This window comes from Collinsella aerofaciens ATCC 25986, from assembly GCF_964237925.1.
GTDB classification, from domain to species: domain Bacteria; phylum Actinomycetota; class Coriobacteriia; order Coriobacteriales; family Coriobacteriaceae; genus Collinsella; species Collinsella aerofaciens_BJ.
Map to the genome: position 1 here is coordinate 1 of NZ_CAXSKI010000021.1, position 24,887 is coordinate 24,887.

Here is a 24,887-nt window from a genome sequence, read left to right on the forward strand (position 1 = left end):
GCTGAGCCCGATGGAGTACCGCAGGAAGCTTGGATACGCCTAGGCGCGGTCCAAGAAATCGTCCGCACCCCCATTCGAGGCGCAGGGTAGCCAAAAAAGTCCCGTCCCAAATTGGCTGCTTTTGAGTTGCGGTGATATACGGACTGTTTGAGGCTTCTGGCTTGTAAAACAGTCCCTATTTCACCGCAACTGATGAGGGGATGGGTTAACGGAGCAGGCCGGCTACTTCGCCGGCTAGGGTGATGGTACCGGCTGCTACGAAGGGCTCGCCTGCGGCATCGAAGGCAGCGAGGGCCTCGGACACGCTCGGGTATACGCCCGCAAGCTTATCGGCACCCACCAGGGCAGCAAGCTCCTCTGCCGGCAGGGCGCGGTCGGAATCGGTCTGGGTCACGACTACGTGCGGAAAGGCGGGAATCAGCACGTCAACGATACCCGCCACGTCCTTGTCTGCCAGCGCGGCGCACAGCAGCGTGGGGCGATTTTCAACACACGGATCGATCTCGTCCAGCGCGCTCACAAAGTTCTCGCAGCTCTGGGGGTTATGGCAGGCGTCGATCAGCTTGAGCGGGTCAGTTCCCAGCACATCAAATCGACCCGGCGTGGGACAGCCCATAAGCGACGCATCGAGCTTGTCATGATCGAGTTCGCGACCCAGATACCCCTCGCAGAGCATAATCGCGCACGCAGCATTCTGCGGCTGATACGCCGGCTTGACCATGCTCGACGTATAGATCGCACGCGGCGTGGTGCAGCTAAACTCAACCGTATCGCCCACGTGCTCCGGCACCTTAGTCGTGGCGTGGCTTACCACAAGCGGCACAACGCCGCACTCGCGACAACGAGCATCCATCACGCGTTGAACACTCGCCTCATGCGTGCCCTCGCCCAGCACAACCAGACGTCCGGGCTTGATAACCGCCGCCTTCTCACCCGCAATGGCCTCAAGCGTGTCGCCCAGGATGCGCGTGTGATCGAGCCCAATGCCCGTAATGGCAACGGCGACGGGATCGGTCGCACTCGTGGCATCCCAACGCCCGCCCATGCCAACCTCAAGCACGGCCACGTCCACGCAAGCCTCGGCAAACACCACCAGTGCAGCAGCCGTCAGCAGGTCAAACGGCGTGATGGTATAGGCACGCTCCCCCGCCGCCACACGGCGCGCATTCACGCGACGCCCCGCCTCGACAGCTGCCGAAACGCCACGGGCAAACGCCTCGTCGCTCACAACGCGCCCGTCAACCTCCATGCGCTCGGGATAGCGCACCAGCTGCGGCGACGTATACAGCGCGGTCTTGAGCCCCTCGCCGCGAAGGATAGCAGCCGAAAAACGCGTAGTCGAAGTCTTGCCATTGGTACCGGCAACCTGAATGCAATCGAAATACTCGTCCGGACGCCCCAGCTCATCGAGCATATCGACAACCGTCTCAAGCAGAGGACCAACATCCCCAGAAATCCGCCCCGTATCAGCAGCAAGCCCCACAGCCTCATCAAACGAAAGCAACTCAAACGAGAACGGAACGACATACGACCCAGAACGCTTAGCCATAACTCAAAGTCCCCCCAACATAAAAAGAGGCCCGAATCAACAACGAGCCCCTCCCATTCAAAATATCAGCCAAACACCGCTTTGCAGCGAGATCAAGGCCACAACCAAGTGGCCCTACCAGGCAGCGGACGCCCCCGTAACCGCTATGGGAGCGGTTAGGGGCTTTGCTCGATACAAGTTCCGCACGAGCCGAAGGCCACTTAATGTGGCCTTCGTGCGAGCAGGACTGTCCGCAGTAGCGAGCAAAGCCCCAAACCGCGTCCCCCAGTTACGCCTACGAGAAGTCAGCAACCTGAGCAGTCAGCGCCGTCAGGATCTCCTTGAGCTCAGCTGCACGGTCCCTCTTCTTCTGCACCACCGCGGGCGCGGCCTTGGCCACAAAGCCCTCGTTGGCGAGCGTCTTCTCGCAGCCGGCGAGCTCCTTCTGGGCCGCGGCGATCTCCTTCTCCAGGCGTGCCTTCTCGGCCGAAAGGTCGACCTTGCCCTCGAGCACCACAAAGGCCTCGACGCCGCTGTCGACCACGGCAATGCTCGCAGCCGGCTTCTCGACGTCGGTACCCATGACCAGCGAGGCGGTGTTGGCCAGCGGCTCAATCGTGGAGCGCAGGCTCTCGAGCTTCTCGATGTCCTCGGCGCCGGCGCGCACGACAACGTCGAGCTCGGCCTTGGGGCTCAAGCGATAACGCGAACGCGTGGCGCGGGCGGCGGAAACGACGGCGCGGCACAGCTCAAACGCGCGCTCGGCGTCCTCGTCAACATACTTGGCGTAGTCGGCGGGCTCGGGCCACTTGGCGATCATAAGCGCCTCGGCGCGGTCCACGTTACCCTCGGCGTCCAGGTCGAGCACACTCGCCGGCATGTTGTCCCAGATCTCCTCGGTGACAAACGGCATGAGCGGGTGCATCAGGCGAATGGAGGTATCAAGCACAAAGATCAGGTTGCGCTGAGCCTGCAGACGGCCCTCGCCCTTCAGGCGGGCCTTGGTGACCTCGACGTACCAGTCGCAGACCTCGTTCCAGAAGAACTGCTGCACGCCGCGAGCCATGTCGCCAAAGGTGTAGTTCTCAATACCCTCGGTGACCATCTTGACGGCCTTGGCCAGGCGGCTGAACATCCAAGCGTCGGCCGGCGTCTCCACGACGGGTTCGCCGGGCGTGTAGCCCTCCATGTTCATGAGCAGGAAGCGGCTGGCGTTCCAGATCTTGGTCACAAACGACTTGGCCTGCTCGGTACGCGGGCTGTCGATGAGCTTCTTGGTCTTCTTGTCGATGTTCGCGTCAAACTTGACGTCCTGGTTGTTGGTGCACAGCGTCAGCAGGTTGAAGCGCATGGCATCGGCGCCGTACATGCCAATGAGGTCCATGGGGTCAACGCCGTTGCCCTTGGACTTGGACATGCGGCTACCGTCCTTGGCAAGGATCGTCGGGTAGATGACAACGTCCTTAAAAGGCACCTCGTCCAGGAAGTACAGCGAGCTCATGACCATGCGAGCGACCCACAGCGCGATGATGTCGCGCGCGGTGACGAGCGCCGTCGTGGGGTGATGGCCCTCGAGCAGCTCCGGCTTTTGCGGCCAGCCCTGCGTGGCGAAGGTCCACAGCTGCGAGCTGAACCAGGTGTCAAGCACATTCTCGTCCTGATGCACGTGGTGGCCGCCGCACTTGGGGCACACGTCGGTGTCCTCGGTAAGGGCGTCCTCCCAGCCGCAGTCCTCGCAGTAGAACACGGGGATGCGGTGGCCCCACCACAGCTGGCGGCTGATGCACCAATCCTTGAGGTTCTCCATCCAGGTGGTGTAGGTCTGCGTCCAGCGCGCGGGGTGGAAGGTGACCTTGCCGGAGTTGACGGCGTCGAGCGCCGGCCCCTTGAGCTTATCGACGGCGACGAACCACTGCTCGGACAGCCACGGCTCAAGCGCGGCGTCGCAGCGGTAGCAGTGCATGACGGAGTGATCGAGGTCCTCGACGTGATCGAGCAGGTCATGTTCCTCAAACCACTTGATGACGGCCTCGCGGCACTCCTCGCGGGTCATACCGGTGAACTCGCCGTAGCCCTCGACGACCACCGCGTGCTCATCGAAGATATTAATTTGCGGCAGGTCGTGGGCCTGACCCATAGCGTAATCGTTGGGGTCGTGGGCCGGGGTGACCTTGACAAAGCCAGAGCCAAAGTTGGCATCGACATGCCAATCCTCAAAGATAGGAATTTCGCGGTCGACGATGGGGAGCTTGACGGTCTTGCCCACGAAGGCGGCCTTCTCGGGGTCCTTCGGGGAAACGGCGACGCCCGTGTCGCCGAGCATGGTCTCGGGGCGCGTGGTGGCGACGACGATATAGTCCTGGCCGTTGACCGGCTCGGTCAGCGGGTAGCGCAGGTGCCACAGATGGCCCTTCTCGTCCTTGTACTCGGCCTCGTCGTCCGAGATAGCGGTAGTGCAGTTGGGGCACCAGTTGACGATGCGCTTGCCGCGGTAGATCAGCCCGTCGTGGTACCAGTCGCAAAAGACCTTGCGTACGGCCTGCGCGTAGTCCTCGTCCATGGTGAAGCGCTCGTTGTCGAAGTCGACGGAGCAGCCCATGCGCTTGATCTGCTCGACGATGATGCCGCCGTACTCGTGGGTCCAGTCCCAGCAAGCGTCGACAAACTTGTCGCGACCGATCTCCAGGCGGCTGATGCCCTCGCTCTTGAGTTTCTTGTCGACCTTGGTCTGCGTGGCAATACCGGCGTGGTCGGTGCCGAGCACCCAGCGCGTGGACTTGCCGCGCATGCGGGCCATACGGATGATGGCGTCCTGGATGGAGTCGTCGGTAGCGTGACCCATGTGGAGCTTGCCGGTCACGTTGGGAGGCGGAATGGTGACGGTGCAGTCGCCCACGCCCTCACGGCGCTTATAGTAGCCGCCGTCGAGCCACTTCTGCAGGATCGCCGGCTCGTTGGTCGACGGATCGTAGTTCTTGGGCATTTCTTCCATATATCTCTCCCTTGCCCATCGGGGAGGAATGTAGGCCCGATTTTCGCTCGGTCAAGTCCTGGCTCGCACGAAGACCACATTAAGTGGTCTTCGGCTCGTGCGGAATCTACGAAAATCGGGCCTACATTCCTCCCCTTAGGTATCGATTACTTCAGTCTGAATGGACTTTGCTGAGACTTTAAACAAACACACAGAATAACACAGGTAGTTGGGGTTATTGCGTATATATAAAATAGCCTCCGACCGCGGGTGGTCGGAGGCTATTTGCAAGCACGTTTTTGGCTGGTTTAGCCGTAGATGCGCTGGGGCTGCTCTTCGCCCTTTACGGAGGCTTCGGTCACGATGACCTTAGTGACGCCTTCCTCGCTGGGGAGGTCGAACATCGTCTGCTGCAGCACGTCCTCGCAGATGGAACGCAGGCCGCGGGCGCCGGTCTTGCGGGCAAGCGCCATGCGGGCGATCTCGTGCAGGGCGGCGTCCTCAAACTCAAGATCAACGTCCTCGAGCTGGAACATCTTGCGGTACTGGCGCACCACAGCGTTCTTGGGCTCGGTCAGAATCGACACCAAGTCGTCCTCGTCGAGCGCCTGCGTCTGGGTGACGACGGGCGTACGTCCCACGAACTCGGGAATCATGCCAAAGGCGTTGAGGTCCTGCGGGAGCACCTGACGCAGCAGGTCGTTCTCGTCGACCGAGGTGGGGCCGGCGATCTCGGAGTTAAAGCCCACGCCCTTGTTGCCCACGCGATCGGCGATGATCTTGTCCAGACCCACAAAGGCACCGCCACAGATGAACAGGATGTTGGTCGTGTCGATCTGCAACAGCTCCTGCTGGGGATGCTTACGGCCGCCGGTGGGCGGAACGCTGGCCACCGTGCCCTCAAGAATCTTAAGCAGTGCCTGCTGAACGCCCTCGCCCGAAACATCGCGGGTAATGGAGAGGTTCTCGGCCTTGCGGGCGATCTTGTCGATCTCGTCCACGTAGATAATGCCCACCTGAGCGCGCTCAATGTCACCATCGGCAGCATTGATGAGCTTGAGCAGGATGTTCTCCACGTCCTCGCCCACATAGCCGGCCTCGGTGAGCGCGGTGGCGTCGGCGATGGCAAACGGCACCTCGAGGATGCGCGCAAGCGTCTGGGCGAGCAGGGTCTTACCGGTACCGGTGGGACCGAGCAGCAGGATGTTGGACTTGGCGAGCTCTACCTCGTCCATATCGTCATCGAACTGCGAGCCCGTGCCGTCGTCAAAGGCAGATACCGCGGCGCCGCCCTCGATCACGCGGCGATAGTGGTTGTACACGGCCACCGACATGGCGCGCTTGGCGTCCTCCTGACCCATAACATAGGCCGAAAGCTCGTCATAGATCTCGTGCGGCGTCGGCACGTGCGTAATGACCTGGCGGTCGTCCTCAAGCTCAAAGCCCTCGGTCTCGGGGTCCACGGCGGGCTGGGATGCAGCCTGACCGTGGTCGTTGAGGAAGCCCGGCAGCTTGCCGTTGCGGGCGGCATCCATAAAGTCCGAAGCCAGCGACTCCTCCAGAATCTCGGAACAGGCGGCGACGCACTCGTCACAGATAAAGATGTTGGTCGGACCCTTTACGAGGCGACGGACCTGGCCCTGCTCTTTTCCGCAGAAGGAGCAGCGGATGGGGTTGCCGTTCTCGTCAAAGTTGTCCTGCATGTTACCTGCCATCCTAGGCGTCCTTCGCGGCGAGATCGCGCGAGGTGACGATACGGTCGATCAGACCGTAGTCGAGGGCCTCGGCAGCGGTCAGGTAGTTGTCGCGCTCGGTATCGGCCTGGACCTTCTCGATGGGCTGGCCCGAGGCATCGGACAAGATCTGGTTGAGCTCGCGGCGGGTCTTCTTGATCTCCTCGGCCACGATCTCGATCTCGGTCTGCTGACCCTGGGCACCGCCGCTGGGCTGGTGAATCATAACCTTGGAGTGCGGCAGGCAGAATCGCTTGCCCTTAGCGCCGGCCGAAAGCAACACGGCGGCCATAGACGCGGCCATACCGACGCAGATGGTCGAGACCTGCGGCTTGATGAAGTTCATGGTGTCCAGAATCGCCAGGCCGGAGTAGACCTCGCCGCCGGGCGAATTGATGTAGAGCGAGATATCCTTCTCGGCATCCTGGCTCTCAAGATGCAGCAGCTGGGCAACGACCAGGTTGGCGCTGACGGAGTTGATCTCCTCGCCCAAGAAGATGATGCGGTCGTTGAGCAGGCGCGAATAGATATCGTAGCTGCGCTCGCCGCGCGGCGTCTGCTCGATAACGTATGGCACGAGGGCGGAATCGAACTTGGCGATCATACGCATCTCCATTTCTCTCTTGCGGACCAAATTGGTTCTAGATAAACGTACGGTGCCCGCATGCTATGCATTGGCTGGCACCGTACGAAGCAACCGGATAACCGGTGTATAACTTTACCCCATCACGGGCGCACGCATGCGCTCGCGGGCAAGGTGGCGAGAATTACTCGGCGTCCTTGGCGGTCTCGTCGACCTCGGTCACCTTGGCGTTCTCGACCAGGTGGTCGACGGCCTTGGAGCGACGGATGGACTCGCGGACGGCAGGCATACGGCCATCGGCGATGAACTCGGCCTTGGAAGCCTCGACGTCCTTGACGCCGGCCTTCTCGAACTCGGCGTTGACGTCGTCCTCGGTGACCTCAATCTTGAGCTCACGGGCAAGGGCGTCCAGAGCCAGGGACTCGCGGGCGACGTCGTTGGCCTGCTTGTGCAGGTCGCCGATGAACTGCTCCATGGTCAGACCGGAAGCGGGCAGCCAGGTGTCCAGCGTCATGCCGCGGGCAGCGAGGTTGGACAGGAAGTTCTGGCCAAGCTCCTCAAAGACGGACTGCTCGTAGTCGGCATCCATCTCGTCGAGCTGCAGGCGCTCGGCGAGAGCGGAGACGCAACGGTTCTCCTTCTCGGCCGGCAGGCGGGAAGCCTTGTCCTGCTCGATCTCGATCTTGATGGCGTCGCGCATAGCGTCGATGCTGTCGAAGCCAAAGTCGGACTTGACGAGCTCGTCGGTGAGCTCGGGGGTGTTGCGGACCTTGATGCCCTTGACGGTGACCTCGACGGTGTGGGTCTCGGCCTCCTCGCCCTCCTCGACCTCGTCGGTCCAGGTGACGGTCTTGACGTCGTCAACGTTAGCGCCGATCAGGGCCTCGTTGAACTCCTTGGGGTTGCTGTCGCTACCGGCGATGAGCATGCGGCCCTCGGCGGCAAAGTTGTCGGCGTTCTCGACGGCCTTGAGATCGACGGTGACGTAGTCCTCGGCCTCGACGGCGCGACCCTCGACGTCCTCGAAGGTGGCACGGTAGTTGAGGAGCATCTCGACCTGGTTGTTGATCTCGGACTCGGTGACCTCCGCAGGGGGCATCTCGATCTCGACAGCGTCGAAGGAAGAGAGCTCGGCAGCAGGACGCAGGGAGAACTCGACGGTGTAGGTGTAGTCCTCGTGATCCTTGGCGAGGTCGAGATCCTTGTAGTCACCGTTCTTGGTGGGGACGATGTCCAGCTCGTTGAGGACGGCGGGCTCGTTGGCGGCGATCAGGTCGTTGGTGGCCTGAGCGAGGGTAGCCTCGGCGCCAAGTGCGGAGTCGATGACCGGACGGGGAGCCTTGCCGGCGCGGAAGCCCGGGAAGCGGTACTTCTTGGCGGTATCCTTGTAGGCCTTCTTAATCGCGGCGTCGACGTCGGCGGCCGGGATGGTGACCGTAGCGGTGAGCTTGGCGTCCTTGACGTCAGAAGCGGTGATGTTCAACACGTTCCTCCTCATACTGCCCAGCTTATCTGAGGTGCTGGTACCTTTATGCAACAAAGTGTCGCGACGGCCGAGGCCGACGCTGGTGCGTTGGTGCGGGCGAAAGGACTCGAACCTTCACGGGAATCCCACCAGAACCTAAATCTGGCGCGTCTACCAATTCCGCCACGCCCGCATGAGCGCACAGACTAGGAATGATAGCAGATACGAACGGTAAGCGCACGCACACCTTTTACAGGCTCACGACCTCACCACGAGTGCAAAAGGCGGGACGAGTTGCCCCGCCCCGCCCAGTACGGCTTGTTCGCTGACCCGCTACTCCCCCAGCAGGGCCTTCTCGGGCGTGATGGGCAGCGAGCGAACCTGATGGCCGGTGGCGTGCGCCACGGCCGAGGCCACGGCGGCGAGCGGCGTGTTGATGACGACCTCGCCGATCGACTTGGCACCAAACGGACCCGTCGGCTCGTAGCTCGGCTCAAAGGCCACGCGGATGCTGCCGATATCCAGACGTGTGGGCAGCTTGTAGCTCATAAAGTTGCCGGTGCGCAGACGACCGCGCTCATCGTGCTCGACGATCTCGTAGAGCGCGTGACCGATACCCTGGGCAATGCCGCCCTCGGCCTGGACGCGCGCGAGCGCCTCGTTGATCACGGTGCCGCAGTCCACAGCCGCCGCGTAGTCCACCACGGTCACCTTGCCGGTGGCCTTATCGACCTCGACCTCGGCAATGCCGGCCATAAACGGCGGAGGCGAAACGGGCAGGCAGGCAGAGGCATGCGAGGTGAGCGCGTCACCGCCCGCGATGTTCTTGACGCACAGGTTGGCAAAGTCGCGCAGCGTGAGGTAGCGGTTCTGCTCGCGCGCGGCACGCTCGTCGGACAGGCGCACATACTGACCATCAAAGACCACATCGGCGGCGTCCACGTCCCACATCTGGGCGGCCTTGGCGCAGATCTTCTCGCGCAGCTCAGTCGCGGCGTTCTTGGCTGCCAGGCCCGTCACGTACGTGCCCGAGCTCGCGTACGAGCCGGCGTCGAACGGCGACACGTCGGTGTCCACGCCGCGTACCACGATAAGCGAGCTCTCCACGCCCAGCTCCTCGGCGGCAATCTGCGCCAGGATCGTGTCGACGCCCATGCCGTTATCGGTGGCGCCGGTACCGATGGTAATGAAGCCGTCCTCTTCCAGGCGCATGTCGATGCCGGCGATGTCCACGTTGGAAATGCCCGAGCCCTGCATGGTGAGCGCACAGCCCAGAGCACGCACGCGGTCGCCCAGGTCGACGGCCAGCGGCTTGTCGCGCCAGCCGATCATGTCCATCGCGCGCAGCAGGCAACGGTCGAGCGCGCAGGCGTTGAGCTTCTCGTTGTAGTACTGCGGCATAAACTCGCCCTCGCGCACCATATTCTTGAGGCGCAAGTCGGCGGGGTCCATATGCAGCATGTCGGCGAGCTCGTTGACGGCGCTCTCCACGGCAAACTGGCCCTGGGTGGCACCGTAGCCGCGATACGCACCGCCGCGGTTGGTATTGGTGTAGACGGCATCCCAGCTAAAGCGGCTCGCCTTCACATGGTTGTAGATGGGCAGGCTCTTGTGGCCCGAGAGGCCAATCGTCGTGGTGGCGTGCTCGCCGTACGCGCCGGCGTTGGACAGCGTGTGCAGATCGATGGCCGTGATGGTGCCGTCGTTCATGGCGCCCAGCTTAACGGTCATCTGCATCTGGTGGCGCGAGTTGCCCGCGGTGATGGTCTCCTCGCGGGTATAGCAGCAGTAGCTCGGACGGCCGGTCTGCTGGGTGACGAACGCCACGAAGATCTCGCAGCAGCCCGTCTGCTTGGAGCCAAAGCCGCCGCCGATGCGCGGCTTAATGACCTGCACCTGCGACTGCGGGATATCGAGCGACTGAGCGACCATGCGGCGCACGTGGAAGGGCACCTGCGTAGAGGTGGTCACCGAAATGCGGCCGAACGCGTCGGTGGTCGCGAAGGCACGGAAGGTCTCCATCGGCGCGGTCTGGGTTGCCTGGCTGGCGTAAGTGCGGGTAAAGACAATGTCGCTCTGGGCGAAGGCCTCGTCCAGGTCGCCATAATCGCTGGTACCGCTGCACACCAGGTTGCGCGGAACGTCACCGCCCTGCGGGAACATAAAGGTCACGTCACCCTCGGGGTGGACCACGATGTCATTATCGAGCGCCTTGGTAAAGTCGAGCAGCGGCTCGAGCACCTCATAGTCGACCTTAATGAGTTTGAGTGCCTTGTCGGCAGCCTCCTCAGTCTCGGCGGCGACGATCGCCACCTCCTCGTTTTGGTAACGGACGAGGTTCTCGAGAATCAGGCGGTCGTAGGGACTCGGCTGCGGATAGCTCTGGCCGGCGATGGTAAAGCGGCGCTTGGGCACGTCCTCGTAGGTGTAAACGCCCACGACGCCGGGCACCTTCAGGGCGCGCGACGTATCGATGGAGCGGATCTTGGCGCGGGCATAGGGGCTGCGCTTGAGTTTGACGATGAGCGCACCGGCGGGCACCATATCGCCGGTGTAGACGGGACGCCCCTCAAGAAGGGCCTTCGAGTCCTTCTTGGGCTGTTTGTGGGTGATCTGCTTGTAGGAGGCACCGTCACAGCTGGTGTCGTTGACCGGCAGCTCGGGCATCTCGAAGCCCACCTGCACGCCGGACTCATTGAGGAAGCGCACGATGGCGCGCAGCTGGCTCTCGTAGCCGCTGCAACGGCAGAGGTTACCAGCAAGCTGGCGCGACAGCTCCTCGCGCGTGGCAACGAGGCTCGGGTCTTCCTTGGCGGCGCGGGCAAGCGCCAACACGTTCATGATAAGGCCGGGGGCGCAAAAACCGCACTGCTCGGCGCCTTCGGCAGCCATTGCGCGGGCGAGCGCCTCGGACTCGGTCTTGAGGCCCTCGAGCGTGGTGATGGAGCGGCCCTCGACGCGCGCGGCGGGAACCGAGCAGCTCAGCACCGGGTCGCCGTCGAGCCACACTGTGCACAGGCCGCAGTTGGTGGTCTCGCAGGCACAGCGCACCGACGCGCAGCCCTGCTCGCGCAGCAGCGCAAAGAGCATGGTATCGGGGGCAATCTGAACCTTGACCTTGCGGCCGTTGAGCGTAAAGGAAAGATCGATGAGTTTGGCAGCCATTAGCGCACCTCGCTAGAATCGACGCCGGGCACGCGGCGGCAGGAATACTCGTCCGTGGCAAACTTAGGGATCTGCACGCCCTCGAGCTCGCGAGCAAGCGCGGCAGAAAGCTCGATACCGGCGGCGCGGCGCACGGCCTGGACGGCAAGCGGGGCCGAGATGCGGCGGCGGTAGTCAGCCGAGCCCCACAGGTTGGTGCCGTAGCTCAGCGCGCGCACGGATGCGGCCAGGGCGCGCAGCTCGTCTTCGGAAGGCTGCTCGCTCACGAGGCCGCATGCCTCGCCTTGCAGCAGGGTCGCACGCAGCGGGCGGGCGCCCACGGTGACGTGCCAGCTGTTGTTCCACCAGGCGGCGGTGACGTTTAAGGAGGGGAAGTCGGTCGCGGCCTTGCGCACGGCCTCATAGCTTGCGCGGTAATCGTGCTTAACGACCACGACATGCTCAATAACGTCGCGCACGTAGCCCATGTCAACGAACTCCGCGAGCGGCACGCGGCCGGCGCCCGTCAGCTCAACATACGAATCGAGCGCCAAAAATGCCGAGAGCACGTCCGAAAAACCAAAGCGACCGTAAATGCTGCCGCCCACCGTGGCGGTGTTGCGCAGCTGCACGCCCACGATATCGTGGACGGCGAATTCAAAGACATGGTTGACAAGCGCGTTGAGCCCGACATGGCGCTCGAGCTGGCGCAGGGTACACATGGCACCGATGCGAAACTCAGTCTCGGTCTCCTCGATCTGATCGAGTCCGCAGGCCGAAAGGTCAATCGCCGTCGCCACGCGACGCGAACCCAGGCGCATCCAAATGCCACCGCCCACAATCTTGTTGTTGCGGTTCTTCTGTAAGAGCTCATAGGCTTCGGCCGCGTTTCCAACGCGGACGTAGGTACCGAACTTGAGCACGTTCTCCCCCATCTCTTCACTTGTCCAGTACTTTTAAGTGTACCAAACGAAGGGCCGCGACCTTCCACAGCACAAAAACCTCCCTCCCATCCATAACTTGCGGTGAAATACGGACTGTTTGTCGGGCTTAGGGCGCCCAACAGTCCGTATTTCACCGCAACTTAAGGGGCGGCCGGCAGAGGGCCGAGACATAATGATCCGTTTTCCTCCGTCCCCAACGGATCAGAAAAGGCTCCCAGCCGGAATGGCTGGGAGCCTCATCACATGCTATATCGAGCGAAGATTTAGCAGACGCCCTGGGCGAGCATGGCGTCGGCGACCTTCAGGAAGCCAGCGATGTTGGCGCCCATGACAAAGTTGCCCTCCTGGCCATACTCCTTGGCGGTGTCGTCCACGTTGTGGAACATGCCACGCATGAGCTGCTCGAGCTTGCCGTCGACCTCCTCGAAGGTCCAGGACAGGTGCTCAGCGTTCTGGCTCATCTCAAGGCCGGACACGAGCACGCCACCGGCGTTAGCAGCCTTACCGGGCATAAAGGCGACGCCGTTCTCCTGGAAGTAGGTCGTGGCCTCGATGGTCGTGGGCATGTTCGCGCCCTCGCCGACCACCTTGCAGCCGTTGGCGACGAGCGCCTGGGCGTCCTCGAGCAGCAGCGTGTTCTCGCGAGCGCAGGGCAGCGCGATGTCGCAGGGCAGCTGCCACACGCCGCGGCCGTCGCCCTCGTGCCACACGGCGTTGGGCTTCTCGTCAACGTACATAGCGAGCGTGACACCCTTGTCGTGGCCGGAGCGCTTCTTGTTGTAGACATGCTCGAGCACGGTGTAGTCGATGCCGTCGGGATCCTCGACCCAGCCATGGGTATCGGAGCAGGCCAGCACCTTGCCGCCGAGCTGGGAGACCTTCTGGACCGCGTAGATGGCGACGTTACCGGAGCCGTGAACGACGACGTTCTTGCCCTCGAAGGAGTCGCCGCGGCTCTTGAGGTACTCGTCCACAAAGTAGGCCAGACCGTAACCGGTGGCCTCGGTACGGGCGAGCGAGCCGCCAAAGGAGAGGCCCTTGCCGGTAAGGACGCCGGTCCACTCGTTGGTCAGGCGCTTGTACTGACCGAACAGGTAAGCAACCTCGCGGCCGCCAACGCCCAGGTCGCCGGCGGGAACGTCGGTGTTGGGGCCAATGTGGCGATAGAGCTCGGTCATGAAGGACTGGCAGAAGTGCATGATCTCGTTGTTGGACTTGCCCTTGGGGTCAAAGTCGGAGCCGCCCTTGCCGCCGCCCATGGGAAGGGTGGTCAGGCTGTTCTTGAGGATTTGCTCCAGGCCCAGGAACTTGAGCATACCCAGAGTGACCGTCGGGTTAAAGCGCAGGCCGCCCTTGTAGGGTCCAATGGCAGAGTTGAACTCGACGCGGTAACCGCGGTTGACCTGAACCTTGCCCTGGTCGTCGACCCAGGGGACACGGAACATGACGATCCGCTCGGGCTCGACGAGGCGCTCAAGCAGGGCGGCCTCCTCGTACTCGGGATGGGCGTCGAGCGCCGGCTGGATGGTGCCGAGAATCTCGGTCGCGGCCTGGATGAACTCAGGCTGCTCGGGATAGCGGGCCTTGAGCTCTTCGAGAACTTTCTGCGTGTAGCTCATGCTTCCTCCAATTGATGGAAAAGAAAAGTGTCGTTCGAGGCGCCCCATGCGCCGCGAGCTTTATCGAGTATGGATAATATCGCACTGTTGCAGCGAAGTTTCGCATAAGCCGACGAGCAGATGTTTCGTTTTGATTACGATGCAGGTAGAAGCGTTTTTGAGTGCCCAACGCGCAAATCGCGTGTTTCGAAGCTGTTTCGTCCACATGTTCCAAACCACCACATTGGGCACCTTTGTGGTGGTGTTGGTGGTTAGAGGACGAGCTGATGGTAGTCGGCAGGGGTTATGCGGCCCTCGGTGGCGGCGCGGAAGGCGGCGAGCGCATCGCCCGAGAACGGCATGGCCCAGCACAGGCCGCAACCTGCGGTAATGGAGCCGGGCAAAGGCATAATGCGCCCGGGCACGCCGGCATCCAGGCAAAGCTGCTCGCACTCCATCACATCGAAGGTGCTGTCGAACGAAACGATAATCTTGCGCTCGTGGTCGAGGGCATCACCGGACGGGCCTTCGCGATGTGCCTCGCGATACGCCGCGGCGTCCGCTTCCTCTTCCGCAGTATGTCCACAGCCACCGCAGCCGCAGGTACAGGGCTCGGAACCATCGCAAGTGCAAGGCTCTCCCGTGTCGGGACAAATATCGTGAGACATGGCAACTCCAATCGTCTAGGCGAGTAACTCGGCCGCCGCAAACTCCTCGGGCGTATTGACGTTTTCGAAGCAGAGCGTCGAGCCCGCGGCCTTAACGATCTGCGGTTCATCTATATAACCAGCCTGAACGCGATTGATCAGGCAGCGAATGCGTTGGCGGTCGCAGGAGAGCAGCTCTTGGGCAACTGGCGCACATGCGTCACGGCGCCAGACGGCGCAAAGCGGCTCAATGCCACGCTCCTCGCGCGGCACGCACACGTCGAGCGCCTCGGCCTCAACACGATCGGCGAGCGCGCCGATGAGTTCCGGCGAGACAAACGGCATATCGCAAGCGACGATCGCCACGAACGGCAATCGCGCCGCGGCCAACGAGCTCGCGATGCCGCGCATGGCACCGGCGGGACCGTCGACGTCCATCACCACGCGGGGGCGCAGGCCATCAAACATAAGCTCCTCAAGGTAGGCAAGCTCGCAGGGGCGCGACGTCGTCACGACCAGCTCGCCGGCAACTGGCGCCAGCCGACCCAGCACGCGCTCGATGAGCGGCTCACCGCAAAACGCCATGCGCGCCTTATCGCAGCCCATGCGCGACGACATCCCGCCCGCTTGAACGACACAAGAAAGATCGGCCCGTCTTACGGTAGTCATACGGCAAACCACCCCCATCGGTATGCTCAAAACTCGACGCACGAAGCCAAATACCGTCGCCGATAAAGCGGGCGGCACGGCAAACCCATGCAAAAACAAAACAGCGCCTTTGCGGCACGCAGCAAGACCGCGAGCACAAAAGCGCTGGTAGCGTATGGCGGGAACGTATGTGAATCGAACACATCCAAGACGTTTTGCACGCCTCGCAACGGTTTTGAGGACCGCGGAGCCCACCGGAGCCCATCCGTTCCCAAGTGCGGCGGTATTTTACCAAACCGAGCGGGCCCCATCCCAAATAGACAAGCAAGAAGTTGCGGTGGAATAGTTCTTACTTAGGCTGCAAGACCCCAAAAACAGGAACTATTTCACCGCAACTGAGGAGGCGGGAGCGGGTAACCGGCCTAGCGCAGGGAGCGCAGGCCGCCGGCATCCTTGTCGAGCACCGTAAAGCGCACGGCATCCAGGTGCTCCAAGATGCTGATGGCGCGTTTGCGCGACACGCCCAGGGCCTCGCGCAGCACGCTCGTGGTGGCAGCGCCGCCGGCCGCCTCAATGGCGGCGGCGACGAGCTCACGCGCATGGGCCTCGGCAGCAGCGGACAGGGCAACGTCGCGCTCGACCTTAACGATTGCGCGGTTGAGGGAAAGCTCGCGCAGGGCACGCGTCATGGTGTCGCGGCCGAGCTGCAGCTGTTCGCCCACCTCGGGAAGCGCCGGTGCATCCAAGCCGGCCTCGTCAAGCAGCGCGACGATGCGCTCGCAAGCCTCTCGCACCACGCGTGCCGCCGCGGCGGCCGAATGCGGATCGAATACCTCGGCGCCCTCGGCGGCGCACACGCCACGCGAGCAGCCCTCGGCAATCAGAGCCGCGGCAACGGCTTCATCAGCGGCAGGCCACGCAGCATGGGCAACGGCACCGGGCGTAAAGCCCGTCTCCTTGGGAGCCGCCGCATGCATGGCTGACAGGGTCGCCGCCAGTGCATTCATCGCGGCGTCGAGCACGGAAGCATCTGCATACAGCGAGCCATCCGAGCCAGCAAGCGCGCGAGCAGCGCCCTTCGCCACCAACACGCGCAGTGCAGTATCGACCTCGCCGACGCCAAGATCCAAAGCCGCGGCAACATCAACCGCCGTAACCGGCAACGTCTGCAGCACCAGCCAAGCGCCCACACCGCCCGCGATATCGCCGGACTCGATCGCCGCATACAGCGCACGCTCTCCTTCGGCAAGCTCGCGCGAGCGACGGCAGCGCGAAAGCAGCACGCGCCCGCCGCCAATGAGCATCACGGGCGAATAGGACAGCACCACGACATGGTCCCCGGCACGTAGCGGCAGCGAGTTTTCCAAGCGCACCTGAACATTACGGGTCTCGCCCACCGCCATGGGGGCCTCGCCCTCCATAAGCATGATGCGGCCGACAACCTCGGCCGTACCCGCCATCACATGCACGCGCGCGCCCGACTCGAGCACACGCGGTTTAGCGCCCTCGCGGCCCAGGTAGGTAAACGTCATCATAAAGCGCAGCGTCTGGCCAAAACGGCCCTCCACGCCGAGCATCTCGCCGCGATCGAGCGCGGCGACAGCATCGCCCACCAAGTTGAGCGCCACACGCTGACCGGGCAACGCCTGCTGCGTGTCGCCATGCACCTGGATCCCGCGTACGCGGCAGACCGTGCGCGACGGCAGCGCGACGAGCTCATCGCCCACCGCAACCGGCGCATCGTGCAGCGTTCCCGTCACGACGGTGCCGGCGCCCTTGATCGTAAAGCAGCGGTCAATCGGCAGGCGCGGCGCGGCATCGCTCCGCTCGGCACGCTCGCGACAGGTATCCCAGCAGACACCCACCTGCTCGTCGAGCACCGCAAGCAGCCCGTCAATCCCCTCGCCCGTCTTAGACGACACGGGCACAATTGGCGCGCCCGCAAACACAGTACCCGACAAAAAGTCATCGACATCGAGCTCGGCAAGCTCGGTCATCTCGGCATCGGCCAGGTCACACATCGTCAGCGCCACCACCATATGCGTGACGCCCAGCAGCTCCAGCACATGCACGTGCTCGCGGGTCTGCGGCATCACGCCCTCGACGGCTGAGACCACCAGCACGGCAACGTCGATGCCCGTGGCACCCTGCACCATGGCGCGCAAGTAATGCGCATGGCCCGGCACGTCGACAAGGCCGACGATCTTGCCACTCGGCAGCGCCAGCTCGCCAAAGCCCAACTCCACCGTCATGCCGCGGCGACGCTCGACCTCAAGGCGATCAGGATTCTTGCCGGTCAGCGCCTCGATCAGTGCCGACTTACCGTGGTCAACGTGGCCCGCCGTGCCAACGATAACGGGACACTCCACCAGCGCCTGAACCTCACTCATCGAGCAATCGCCTTCTCAACGCATGCGGCAAGCGTCGACGCCGCCGTCTCGATATCGCGGTCGCCCACGAGCGTACGGACGTCAAACAAAATGCGATCGTGCGAGGCGCGCGTGACGACCGGCGTGTCGAAATCTTGGACGAGTGAGCGCTTGAGTGCGTCAACGGAAAGACGCTCATCGACAAGACGCACGGCAACGCACATGGTGGGCAGCTCGACGGTAGGCAGCGAACCGCCGCCGGGAGTCGACGACTCCTCGACGATCTCCACCTGAACGGCGCACAGGCAACCGGCCTTGTCGAGACCGGCGACCATACGATCGCGCAGCTTGCGGGCACGTCGCTCCAAATGGGTCTGCGGAAGCGTAAGCATGCTGAGCACCGGAATATCGCGATGGGCAACATCGGCGCCATCCATGTAGATACGCAGCGTGGCCTCGAGCGCCGACAGGGCCAGTTTGCCCGGGCGCAGGGCGCGCATAAGCGGATGTGACCCACAGGCCTGAACCAGGTCACGACGGCCCATGATAATGCCCGCCTGTGCTGCACCGAGAAGTTTATCGCCCGAGCACGACACCAAATCGAGCCCTGCCGAAACCGAAGCCGGCGTGGTTTCTTCGCCTCCGCGCACCAAGATGTCGTCGGGCAACAGCGCGCCCGACCCCTGATCTTCATAGAACAGCAGGCCGTGCTTATGGGCCAGTGCGGCGAGCTCCCGAGAGCCCACTTCCTCGTGAAAACCCTCGATGCGATAATTGGAAGGATGAACCTTGAGGATCATGGCCGTATCGGGCGTAATAGCTTGCTCATAATCTGCCAGGTGCGTGCGGTTGGTGGCGCCGACCTCGACGAGCTTGGCGCCCGAGGCCGCCATGACATCGGGGATGCGGAAGCTGCCGCCAATCTCGACAAGCTCGCCGCGGCTGACGATAACCTCTTTGCCCGCGGCATGGGTGGCAAGCACCAGCAGCACCGCGGCGGCATTGTTGTTGACCACGAGCGCGTCCTCGGCACCGGTGAGTGAGCGGATCAGCTGCGCGGCGTGCTCCTTGCGCGAACCGCGCGAACAGGTGTCCACGCTGTACTCGAGCGTGCTGTAGCCGCGCGCGACCTCGGCCACGGCCTTGGCGGCCGACTCCGCGAGCGGGGCGCGACCCAAGTTGGTATGGATGACCACACCCGTGGCATTAACCGCTGGGCGCAGGCTCGGCAGCGCGGAGCGGTGCGCACGCCACTCGATAGCCGAAGCCAGGTCACGCTTGGAACGCGGGGCGGCGCCGGCGCGAATGGCGGCGCGCTCCTCGTCAAGCTCGGCCGTGACGGCGGCATGGACCACCGCGTCGCAGGTCTCCCCTGCCGCCTTCACCACCGGCCACTCGGTGAGCAGCTCGTTGACGGAAGGAATGGCACGCAGACGGGCGCGCACCTCATCGGACATGTTCTGGCTATCGCTCATGTGCGGCCTTTCAAAACCAAAGGTGAATCAATCGTTCGAACGTCAAACTATCAGCCAATTCGATCGGCTGAGTCAATCAATCGTTATTATCCACGTGCTCCGTGATCTTTTCCACGCGAACGGCGTTTTCCTGGGTGAGCGCGGCACCTGTCAACGGATCCCAACGCAACGGCGTATGGTCGAGCGGGCCCACGCCCAAGGCTTGAGCGCCACCGACATCGGCGCCAAGCGAACGCCCGCCGGGGGCGGCCGACGTGAAGATGCACGCCGGATGCAGATAGGGCGTCGTCTCCACGCGCACGCGGTCGCGGCCCATATCGCTCACGAGCTCGACGATCTCGCCGTCGGCGATGCCCATGTGCGCAGCAGCATCGGCATTCATCTGCACGGCATCCAGGTCCGATCCAGCCTCGGCGGCACCTTGAGCCGCAAGCCTGCGCGAGGTGTGCGACTCAAAGGGACGGTTGCCACTAATGAGGCGAAACATCCCCGGGCCGGGCTCCACCATCGGCGCAATCCAGCCTGGCACGCGTCCCAGACCGGCTCGTTCCCACACGTCGCTTGCCAGCGCAATTTTGCCGCCATCCAAGGGAATCACCGGCTCGCCTGTACGCGACGGCAACGCAACACCCGTGTCGGCCCAGCCGCGCTCCTTGAGCTCGTCCAGATTGATCCCAAACGACGCCACCTGGGCAGCCGCTAGATCGTCGGACGTAAACTGGAAGTACTCGCCCGCGCCACACGCCTGCGCCAGACCGGCAAAAATCTCCCGACCGGGACGTGTGTCGTCATGCTGCACGGGCAGCACGGCGTTGCGGTAGAACACGCGCGCATCGTTGACGCCCGCCACCGTTCCCACGCCGCGGTCGGCCTCCAGATACGTCACGTCGGGCAGCACGAAGTCAGAAGCACGTGCCGTCTCGGACCAGCGAATATCAATCGTCACAAGCAAGTCGAGCCGCTGCAAAATACTCAACCAAGCCTGTGCATTGCCATAGCCCGCACCAGGGTTACTGGCATAGACGATGAGCCCACGCAAATCGCCGGCAAGAATCGACTGACCGATGGTCGTGCACAGGCCGCGCTCGGGATCGACGAGCGGATAGCGCTCGGACCCCAGCTTGGGCCCACGCGGCACCGGCGGCGTCGCAAAGCGCGTGGGATCGAGGTCGCCCAACACAAGCGGCGTGGGCGGATTGAGCGCGCCGCCCGCATGCCCGATGCAGCCCAGCAGCACATCGACCAAGCAGATAGCGCGCGCGGTCTGGGTGCTATTGGCATACGCGATACCGATGCCACCATGAAAGCCCGCATCCACCACAGCGGCAGGCGCGGCGGCAGCGAGATCGCGCGCCGTGGCGACAATCTCTGCGGCCGGCACGTCGCACATCGACTCGGCCCACTCGGGCGTCCAAGGACGGGCCGCCTGCGCCAGCTCGTCAAAACCCGTGGTATAGCGGGCAACGAACTCGTGGTCGTACAAGTCCTCGGCAATCAGCACGTGGGCGATGCCCAGCAGTAGTGCCAAATCGCAGCCCGGGCGCACGCGCAGCCAGCGGTCGGCAAGCGCGGCGGAGCCGCTGCGCCGGGGGTCGACCACGATAATCTTCGCCCCGCGCCGGCGCGCATCGTTGAGCGCATCGACGGCCCCCATCGTCGATGAATCGACGATGGAACGCCCCAGGTACATGATGCAGTCGGTATGTGCCAGGTCGGAGGCGGGGCTATAGCCCAGGCTGTGCTCCCAACCGGTAAGTCGGCTTACCTCGCAGGCGCCATCGGCACCGTACACGTTGGGCGAGCCCAACGCATGCATAAAGCGATACGCCCAGTAGCGGTCGAACGAGGGAACGCCGAGCGTCATGCCCAGCGCGCGCGGACCATGCCCGTCAACAATCCCCAAAAGGCGCTCGGCAATCTGAGCAAACGCCTCGTCCCAGGTAATCGCATCGAACCCCGAGCCATCCCGGCGGCGTCGCATGGGGTGCACAATGCGGTCGCGCTCGTCAAACGGCATTGCCAGGCGATGGCGCCCGCGGGCGCACAGGGCACGCGCCGCGCACGGATGCCCCACAACCGGCAACTCAGCCACCACACGACCGTCCTCAACGCGTGCCGCAAAGGCGCAATCGGCATAGCATCCCCCGCATGTGGTCACCACGGCGCGACCGTCACGCTTCACAGCAGATGCCATCTCGATTACCCCTTTCATCAGCCAAACACAACAGGCCAACAGCCCGACAACGAGCCCCAGACCCAAATAGCCTCCCGCACGGCAACGCCCCGCGGGAGGCCCAACGTCAAACAGACGGTACCTTACGCCTCGGACTTCTTAGCGTAGATAAACCAGTAGCCGAGCGCGATCAGAACCGCGCCGCCCACGATGTTGCCCAGCGTGGCGGCGGACAAGTTAAACGCAATGCCCGCAGCGTTGAGTGCATCGGCGCCGGCGACGTCGGCACCATAGCCGAACGCGTGCATCACGGCACCCATGGGCAAAAAGTACATGTTGGCGACGCAGTGCTCAAAACCGCAGGCCACAAAAGCGGCGATGGGCAGCAGAATGCCCACAACCTTATCGACCACGGTCTTGCCGGCGGTACCGATCCACACGGCCAGGCACACAAAGATGTTGCACAGGATGCCACGGAAGAAGATCGTCACCCAGTCGATCGTCACCTTGCCGGCGGCGACGCTCACCATGGAATTGGCGACCGCCTCGCCGTTGAGCTTGTAAATGCCGGCCATATACACCAAAAAGACGATGAACAGGGCACCGACAAAATTGCCGACCCACACGACGACCCATGCCTTGAGCATCTGAGCCAGGGTGATCTTTTTGCTCTTGAGCGCGCAGACCATAAGCGAATTACCGGTAAACAGCTCGGCGCCGCACACCAGTACCAGCACCAGGCCTAGGCAAAAGCACAGACCGCCCACGACGCGCTGGGCACCCCAGCCCAGCGTGCTGTCGCTCAAGAACACGGTAAAGAACAGGCCACCGAAGGCAATAAACGCACCGGCGAACATTGCCAACAGAAAGGCCTTTGCGACCGGCAGGTTGGCCTTGGTCACGCCGGCGGCCTCGGTCTTGGCCTCGATCGCGGCGGGCGCCAGGCAATCGGGAGCGGGATATTCTGCCTTGGAATCTGCCATGTCAATCACTTCTTTCCTAATCAGCAGGGACAAGCGCACCTATTGCTCTTGTCCCAAGCGGACAAAGTGGGAAAAGTCGTTGGCGGCCACGACGTCGTACACGGCGTCGACGGCGTCAAAGACTTCCGGGGACATGGGGTTGTAGAACTCCGTGTCGCCCGGCTGAATCCCTATGAAGACGATATCTTCGCACGATTGCTCAATCTCTTCGATCAGAATCGACAAGGGAAGCGAATGCGTGGTGAACATCGACTTGCGCGCGACGTCGGTCTTATCGAGCAGGCGGATGGCACCGACGGGCAGCGCCATGTCGGCGGCATCGACCAACACTAGGCGCGGCGGACGCTCGCGCTTGACCTCGATGATGTCGTCCTCGGGCGTCTGACCACCGTCGATGGTGTACCAACCGGCGATGGGCGTGTCCTCCATCTTTTTGGAGAGCACGGGGCCAGCGGCATCGTCGGCGCGCAGCACGCTTCCCGCCGTGAGCACAATGCCCGCAAACGGGGCGTCGTTCACACGGCCATCCACAACGCGACCCATTACTGCAACCTCCCCGTCAGATACACGCCCGACACATCGCGCACGCGCTCAACCAGATCGCGAAACTTCATTAAGAACGCAACCTGCTGGGCATGCAGGCCAAAGTCGTCATCGAACACCGAGATGCCGGCCTTGGCCGAACCGCGAAAACCGCGATCGTCGAGCAGCGTGTCACAGGCCTCGAGCAGCGACGGCACCGCCGCCTTGTCGAGCTGGCACTCGCCAAAGGAGCGGATGGCCTCGAACTTGGTCTTGGCCTCCCCCTCCGGCAGCGCGTCGATAAGCGTATAGAACACGTTCACCGGCACCGACAGGCGCGGCTCAAAGCAGTCGAGCACGCCGGTGTGGTGGCCCACGGCGAGCGTGTAGTACAGCACGTCGCAGGCCTCCTGGGGAACGTCTTCCTCGGTCTCCACAAACTTACGCGTGAGCTCATAGAAGACCACCTGGTCGGGCGTATGGCCCAGGCAGGGGTCGGCGACGCCCTCGGCGGCCTCGTCGCTTGCGCGCGAGGCATCGCCAAAAGAGCCGCCGAGCATGCCGGGGCCCGCAAAGTAACCAGAGCGGTCCGTGAGCTCCATCTAGCGACCTCCGGCCAGTACCAGATCCTGTAACGCCGAGTACACCTCAACGCGGCGAGGATCATCCTGCTTGTCGATGAGCAGCGCCATGGCACCGCGGATATCGCCCTTGGGCGCGCCCTCGAGCGTATCCATAAACTCGTTGGCCAAGTCGCGGCCGTAACGGTAGCCGCTCATGGCGCGAGCCTCGCGCTCGATGGCAACGCGCAGCTTGTACGGCACGCCGGGGTGCAGGATATCGGCCTGCTCGCCGGCGGCCTCCACCGTGGTCTCGGCATGGAGCTTTTGGTCCAGCAGGCCAAGTGCCATGGCAAAGCCGTAGATGGTCTGCGCGGGGCTGGGCGGGCAGCCGGGGATATAGACATCGACCGGCAAGATCTTGTCCGTGCCACCCCAGACGCAGTAGTTGTCGTAGAAGATGCCGCCGGTGCAGCCGCACGCGCCATAGGACACCACGATCTTGGGATCGGGTGCGGCCTCAAAGGCGCGCAGGGCCGGCATGCGCATGGCACGCGTTACGGCGCCGGTGTACAGCAGCACATCGGCGTGACGGGGCGAGGGCACGACCTTGATGCCAAAGCGCTCGACGTCGAAGACGGGCGTGATGGAACCGAAGATCTCGATCTCGCAGCCGTTGCAGCCGCCGCAGTCAACACGGTAGACGTACACCGAGCGCTTGATCTTCTTAAGAAGGGTCGCCTTGGCCTTCTCGATGCTCTCGTCGAGCTCGATCTTGGTCGGGCGGTACTGGAGCCGCTCGGGCAAAAGCGTGGGTTCGGCCATGGTTACTCCTCCTTCGTTTCAAAATCCATGATGATGCCCTCGACCGGCGCCGGACCGGCGGGAATCTCGGGCGCATCGGGGTTGAGCTCGCGGTCGATATACTCCGGGTTCACGCCGTGGCCGCCCAGATACTCCATGCCGGGGCCCTGGGGCTCACCGGACGCAAGCGTCTCGTTGGCAGCCATGCCGGCAGCGTTGCCGGTCTTTACGGCCGAGGCGGCGCGCAGGGCGTCGAGCTCGCGCTTGCACTCCTGGCACATACCGACGGTACGGGCAGCCTGCTCGGCCTCCATGCCGCCGGCCTTTTGCAGCAGGCGCTTTGCGTAGTCGATCTCCTTGTGCGGGGCAAACGGCTTGCCGCAGCGCGAGCAGTGCTCGAGCGTATAGACGCTCTTGCTGGTGAGGTCGTCCTTGCTCATGACGGCAAGCTCAAACTCCTCGGTGAGCTTGATGGCCTCCATGGGGCAGGCTTCCTCGCAGCGGCCGCAAAAGATGCAGCGGCCGTAGTCGATCGACCAGGTAATGGTATCGGCCGCAAGGTCGGTGTCCATGCGAATGGCATCGGCCGGGCACGCCACGCCGCAGGCACCGCAGGCGATGCAGAGCTCGGCATTGTGCTCGGGCTTGCCGCGCATGTCCTTATTTGTGGGGAACGGCGCAAACGGGTACTTGACCGTCGCGTCGCCGGCCTTGGCGTTAACCTTCCAAAGCTTCAGCAT

Annotated in this window: 18 protein-coding genes and 2 tRNA genes; all 20 read right to left on the bottom strand. The window is 63.3% G+C overall.

Translation table 11 applies throughout. The features are described from left to right. Positions 1–205: 205 nt before the first annotated feature. The 20 genes from ACESWY_RS09025 to ACESWY_RS09120 all read right to left on the bottom strand — a co-directional run bounded on the left by ACESWY_RS09025 (position 206) and on the right by ACESWY_RS09120 (position 24,887). A complete protein-coding gene (locus tag ACESWY_RS09025) occupies positions 206–1,549 on the bottom strand; it encodes a bifunctional folylpolyglutamate synthase/dihydrofolate synthase (protein WP_373094129.1) in 1,344 nt (447 codons plus the stop codon). Between the two features lie 274 nt (positions 1,550–1,823). Further along, complete coding sequence (locus ACESWY_RS09030; RefSeq protein WP_373094128.1) at positions 1,824–4,520, bottom strand: valine--tRNA ligase; 2,697 nt, start codon at positions 4,518–4,520, stop codon at positions 1,824–1,826. Positions 4,521–4,807: 287 nt separating this feature from the next. Further along, complete coding sequence (clpX, locus tag ACESWY_RS09035) at positions 4,808–6,214, bottom strand: ATP-dependent Clp protease ATP-binding subunit ClpX (RefSeq protein WP_349073728.1); 1,407 nt, start codon at positions 6,212–6,214, stop codon at positions 4,808–4,810. A 1-nt stretch (position 6,215) separates the two neighbouring features. Further along, entirely contained in the window at positions 6,216–6,836 is a 621-nt protein-coding gene (locus tag ACESWY_RS09040) for an ATP-dependent Clp protease proteolytic subunit (RefSeq protein WP_022095182.1), read from the bottom strand. 163 nt (positions 6,837–6,999) lie between these two features. Then, the gene (gene tig / locus ACESWY_RS09045) at positions 7,000–8,301 is read right to left on the bottom strand and encodes a trigger factor (protein WP_346981836.1); all 1,302 of its coding nucleotides are present in this window, start codon (positions 8,299–8,301) and stop codon (positions 7,000–7,002) included. A gap of 88 nt (positions 8,302–8,389) precedes the next feature. Next, a tRNA-Leu gene (locus ACESWY_RS09050) sits at positions 8,390–8,473 on the bottom strand. A 140-nt stretch (positions 8,474–8,613) separates the two neighbouring features. After that, positions 8,614–11,445 (bottom strand): molybdopterin-dependent oxidoreductase, encoded by a 2,832-nt coding sequence (locus tag ACESWY_RS09055; protein WP_373094125.1) that lies wholly within the window; start codon positions 11,443–11,445, stop codon positions 8,614–8,616. Next, entirely contained in the window at positions 11,445–12,347 is a 903-nt protein-coding gene (locus ACESWY_RS09060) for an FAD binding domain-containing protein (protein ID WP_373094123.1), read from the bottom strand. Before ACESWY_RS09060 ends, ACESWY_RS09055 begins: the two co-directional genes overlap by 1 nt. Positions 12,348–12,631: 284 nt before the next feature. Continuing rightward, the gene (gdhA, locus tag ACESWY_RS09065) at positions 12,632–13,987 is read right to left on the bottom strand and encodes an NADP-specific glutamate dehydrogenase (RefSeq protein WP_022095186.1); all 1,356 of its coding nucleotides are present in this window, start codon (positions 13,985–13,987) and stop codon (positions 12,632–12,634) included. 251 nt (positions 13,988–14,238) lie between these two features. Then, entirely contained in the window at positions 14,239–14,634 is a 396-nt protein-coding gene (locus ACESWY_RS09070; protein WP_195568244.1) for a putative Se/S carrier protein, read from the bottom strand. Between the two features lie 15 nt (positions 14,635–14,649). Beyond that, positions 14,650–15,282, bottom strand: coding sequence for a molybdenum cofactor guanylyltransferase (gene mobA, locus ACESWY_RS09075; RefSeq protein WP_195625144.1), 633 nt, complete (start codon positions 15,280–15,282; stop codon positions 14,650–14,652). A gap of 155 nt (positions 15,283–15,437) precedes the next feature. Continuing rightward, positions 15,438–15,534 (bottom strand) — tRNA-Sec (locus ACESWY_RS09080). A 149-nt stretch (positions 15,535–15,683) separates the two neighbouring features. Then, entirely contained in the window at positions 15,684–17,651 is a 1,968-nt protein-coding gene (gene selB / locus ACESWY_RS09085; RefSeq protein ID WP_195625143.1) for a selenocysteine-specific translation elongation factor, read from the bottom strand. Next, a complete protein-coding gene (selA, locus tag ACESWY_RS09090; RefSeq protein ID WP_229089680.1) occupies positions 17,648–19,105 on the bottom strand; it encodes an L-seryl-tRNA(Sec) selenium transferase in 1,458 nt (485 codons plus the stop codon). Before selA ends, selB begins: the two co-directional genes overlap by 4 nt. A 76-nt stretch (positions 19,106–19,181) precedes the next feature. Further along, the gene (locus ACESWY_RS09095) at positions 19,182–21,299 is read right to left on the bottom strand and encodes a molybdopterin-containing oxidoreductase family protein (RefSeq protein WP_373094119.1); all 2,118 of its coding nucleotides are present in this window, start codon (positions 21,297–21,299) and stop codon (positions 19,182–19,184) included. A 122-nt stretch (positions 21,300–21,421) separates the two neighbouring features. Next, entirely contained in the window at positions 21,422–22,261 is an 840-nt protein-coding gene (locus tag ACESWY_RS09100; protein WP_117847820.1) for a formate/nitrite transporter family protein, read from the bottom strand. Positions 22,262–22,300: 39 nt separating this feature from the next. Beyond that, entirely contained in the window at positions 22,301–22,804 is a 504-nt protein-coding gene (gene hycI / locus ACESWY_RS09105) for a hydrogenase maturation peptidase HycI (RefSeq protein ID WP_373094116.1), read from the bottom strand. Continuing rightward, complete coding sequence (locus ACESWY_RS09110; RefSeq protein ID WP_117847579.1) at positions 22,804–23,385, bottom strand: formate hydrogenlyase maturation HycH family protein; 582 nt, start codon at positions 23,383–23,385, stop codon at positions 22,804–22,806. Before ACESWY_RS09110 ends, hycI begins: the two co-directional genes overlap by 1 nt. After that, a complete protein-coding gene (locus ACESWY_RS09115) occupies positions 23,386–24,168 on the bottom strand; it encodes an NADH-quinone oxidoreductase subunit B family protein (protein WP_022095195.1) in 783 nt (260 codons plus the stop codon). It lies immediately after the preceding gene. Between the two features lie 2 nt (positions 24,169–24,170). Continuing rightward, on the bottom strand, positions 24,171–24,887 hold the full coding sequence (locus tag ACESWY_RS09120) for a formate hydrogenlyase complex iron-sulfur subunit (protein WP_070097519.1): 717 nt from the start codon (positions 24,885–24,887) through the stop codon (positions 24,171–24,173).

Excerpts from the sequence above, each read along its gene's own strand:
- ACESWY_RS09070 (WP_195568244.1), bottom strand. The coding sequence starts at position 14,634 with ATGTCTCACGATATTTGTCCCGACACGGGAGAGCCTTGCACTTGCGAT.
- clpX (WP_349073728.1), bottom strand. The coding sequence starts at position 6,214 with ATGGCAGGTAACATGCAGGACAACTTTGACGAGAACGGCAACCCCATC.
- ACESWY_RS09025 (WP_373094129.1), bottom strand. The coding sequence starts at position 1,549 with ATGGCTAAGCGTTCTGGGTCGTATGTCGTTCCGTTCTCGTTTGAGTTG.
- selB (WP_195625143.1), bottom strand. The coding sequence starts at position 17,651 with ATGAGTGAGGTTCAGGCGCTGGTGGAGTGTCCCGTTATCGTTGGCACG.
- hycI (WP_373094116.1), bottom strand. The coding sequence starts at position 22,804 with ATGGGTCGCGTTGTGGATGGCCGTGTGAACGACGCCCCGTTTGCGGGC.
- ACESWY_RS09120 (WP_070097519.1), bottom strand. The coding sequence starts at position 24,887 with ATGCTGAAGCTTTGGAAGGTTAACGCCAAGGCCGGCGACGCGACGGTC.
- ACESWY_RS09055 (WP_373094125.1), bottom strand. The coding sequence starts at position 11,445 with ATGGCTGCCAAACTCATCGATCTTTCCTTTACGCTCAACGGCCGCAAG.
- ACESWY_RS09110 (WP_117847579.1), bottom strand. The coding sequence starts at position 23,385 with ATGGAGCTCACGGACCGCTCTGGTTACTTTGCGGGCCCCGGCATGCTC.
- ACESWY_RS09100 (WP_117847820.1), bottom strand. The coding sequence starts at position 22,261 with ATGGCAGATTCCAAGGCAGAATATCCCGCTCCCGATTGCCTGGCGCCC.
- selA (WP_229089680.1), bottom strand. The coding sequence starts at position 19,105 with ATGAGCGATAGCCAGAACATGTCCGATGAGGTGCGCGCCCGTCTGCGT.
- mobA (WP_195625144.1), bottom strand. The coding sequence starts at position 15,282 with ATGACTACCGTAAGACGGGCCGATCTTTCTTGTGTCGTTCAAGCGGGC.
- ACESWY_RS09095 (WP_373094119.1), bottom strand. The coding sequence starts at position 21,299 with ATGGCATCTGCTGTGAAGCGTGACGGTCGCGCCGTGGTGACCACATGC.
- ACESWY_RS09030 (WP_373094128.1), bottom strand. The coding sequence starts at position 4,520 with ATGGAAGAAATGCCCAAGAACTACGATCCGTCGACCAACGAGCCGGCG.
- ACESWY_RS09040 (WP_022095182.1), bottom strand. The coding sequence starts at position 6,836 with ATGATCGCCAAGTTCGATTCCGCCCTCGTGCCATACGTTATCGAGCAG.
- ACESWY_RS09115 (WP_022095195.1), bottom strand. The coding sequence starts at position 24,168 with ATGGCCGAACCCACGCTTTTGCCCGAGCGGCTCCAGTACCGCCCGACC.
- gdhA (WP_022095186.1), bottom strand. The coding sequence starts at position 13,987 with ATGAGCTACACGCAGAAAGTTCTCGAAGAGCTCAAGGCCCGCTATCCC.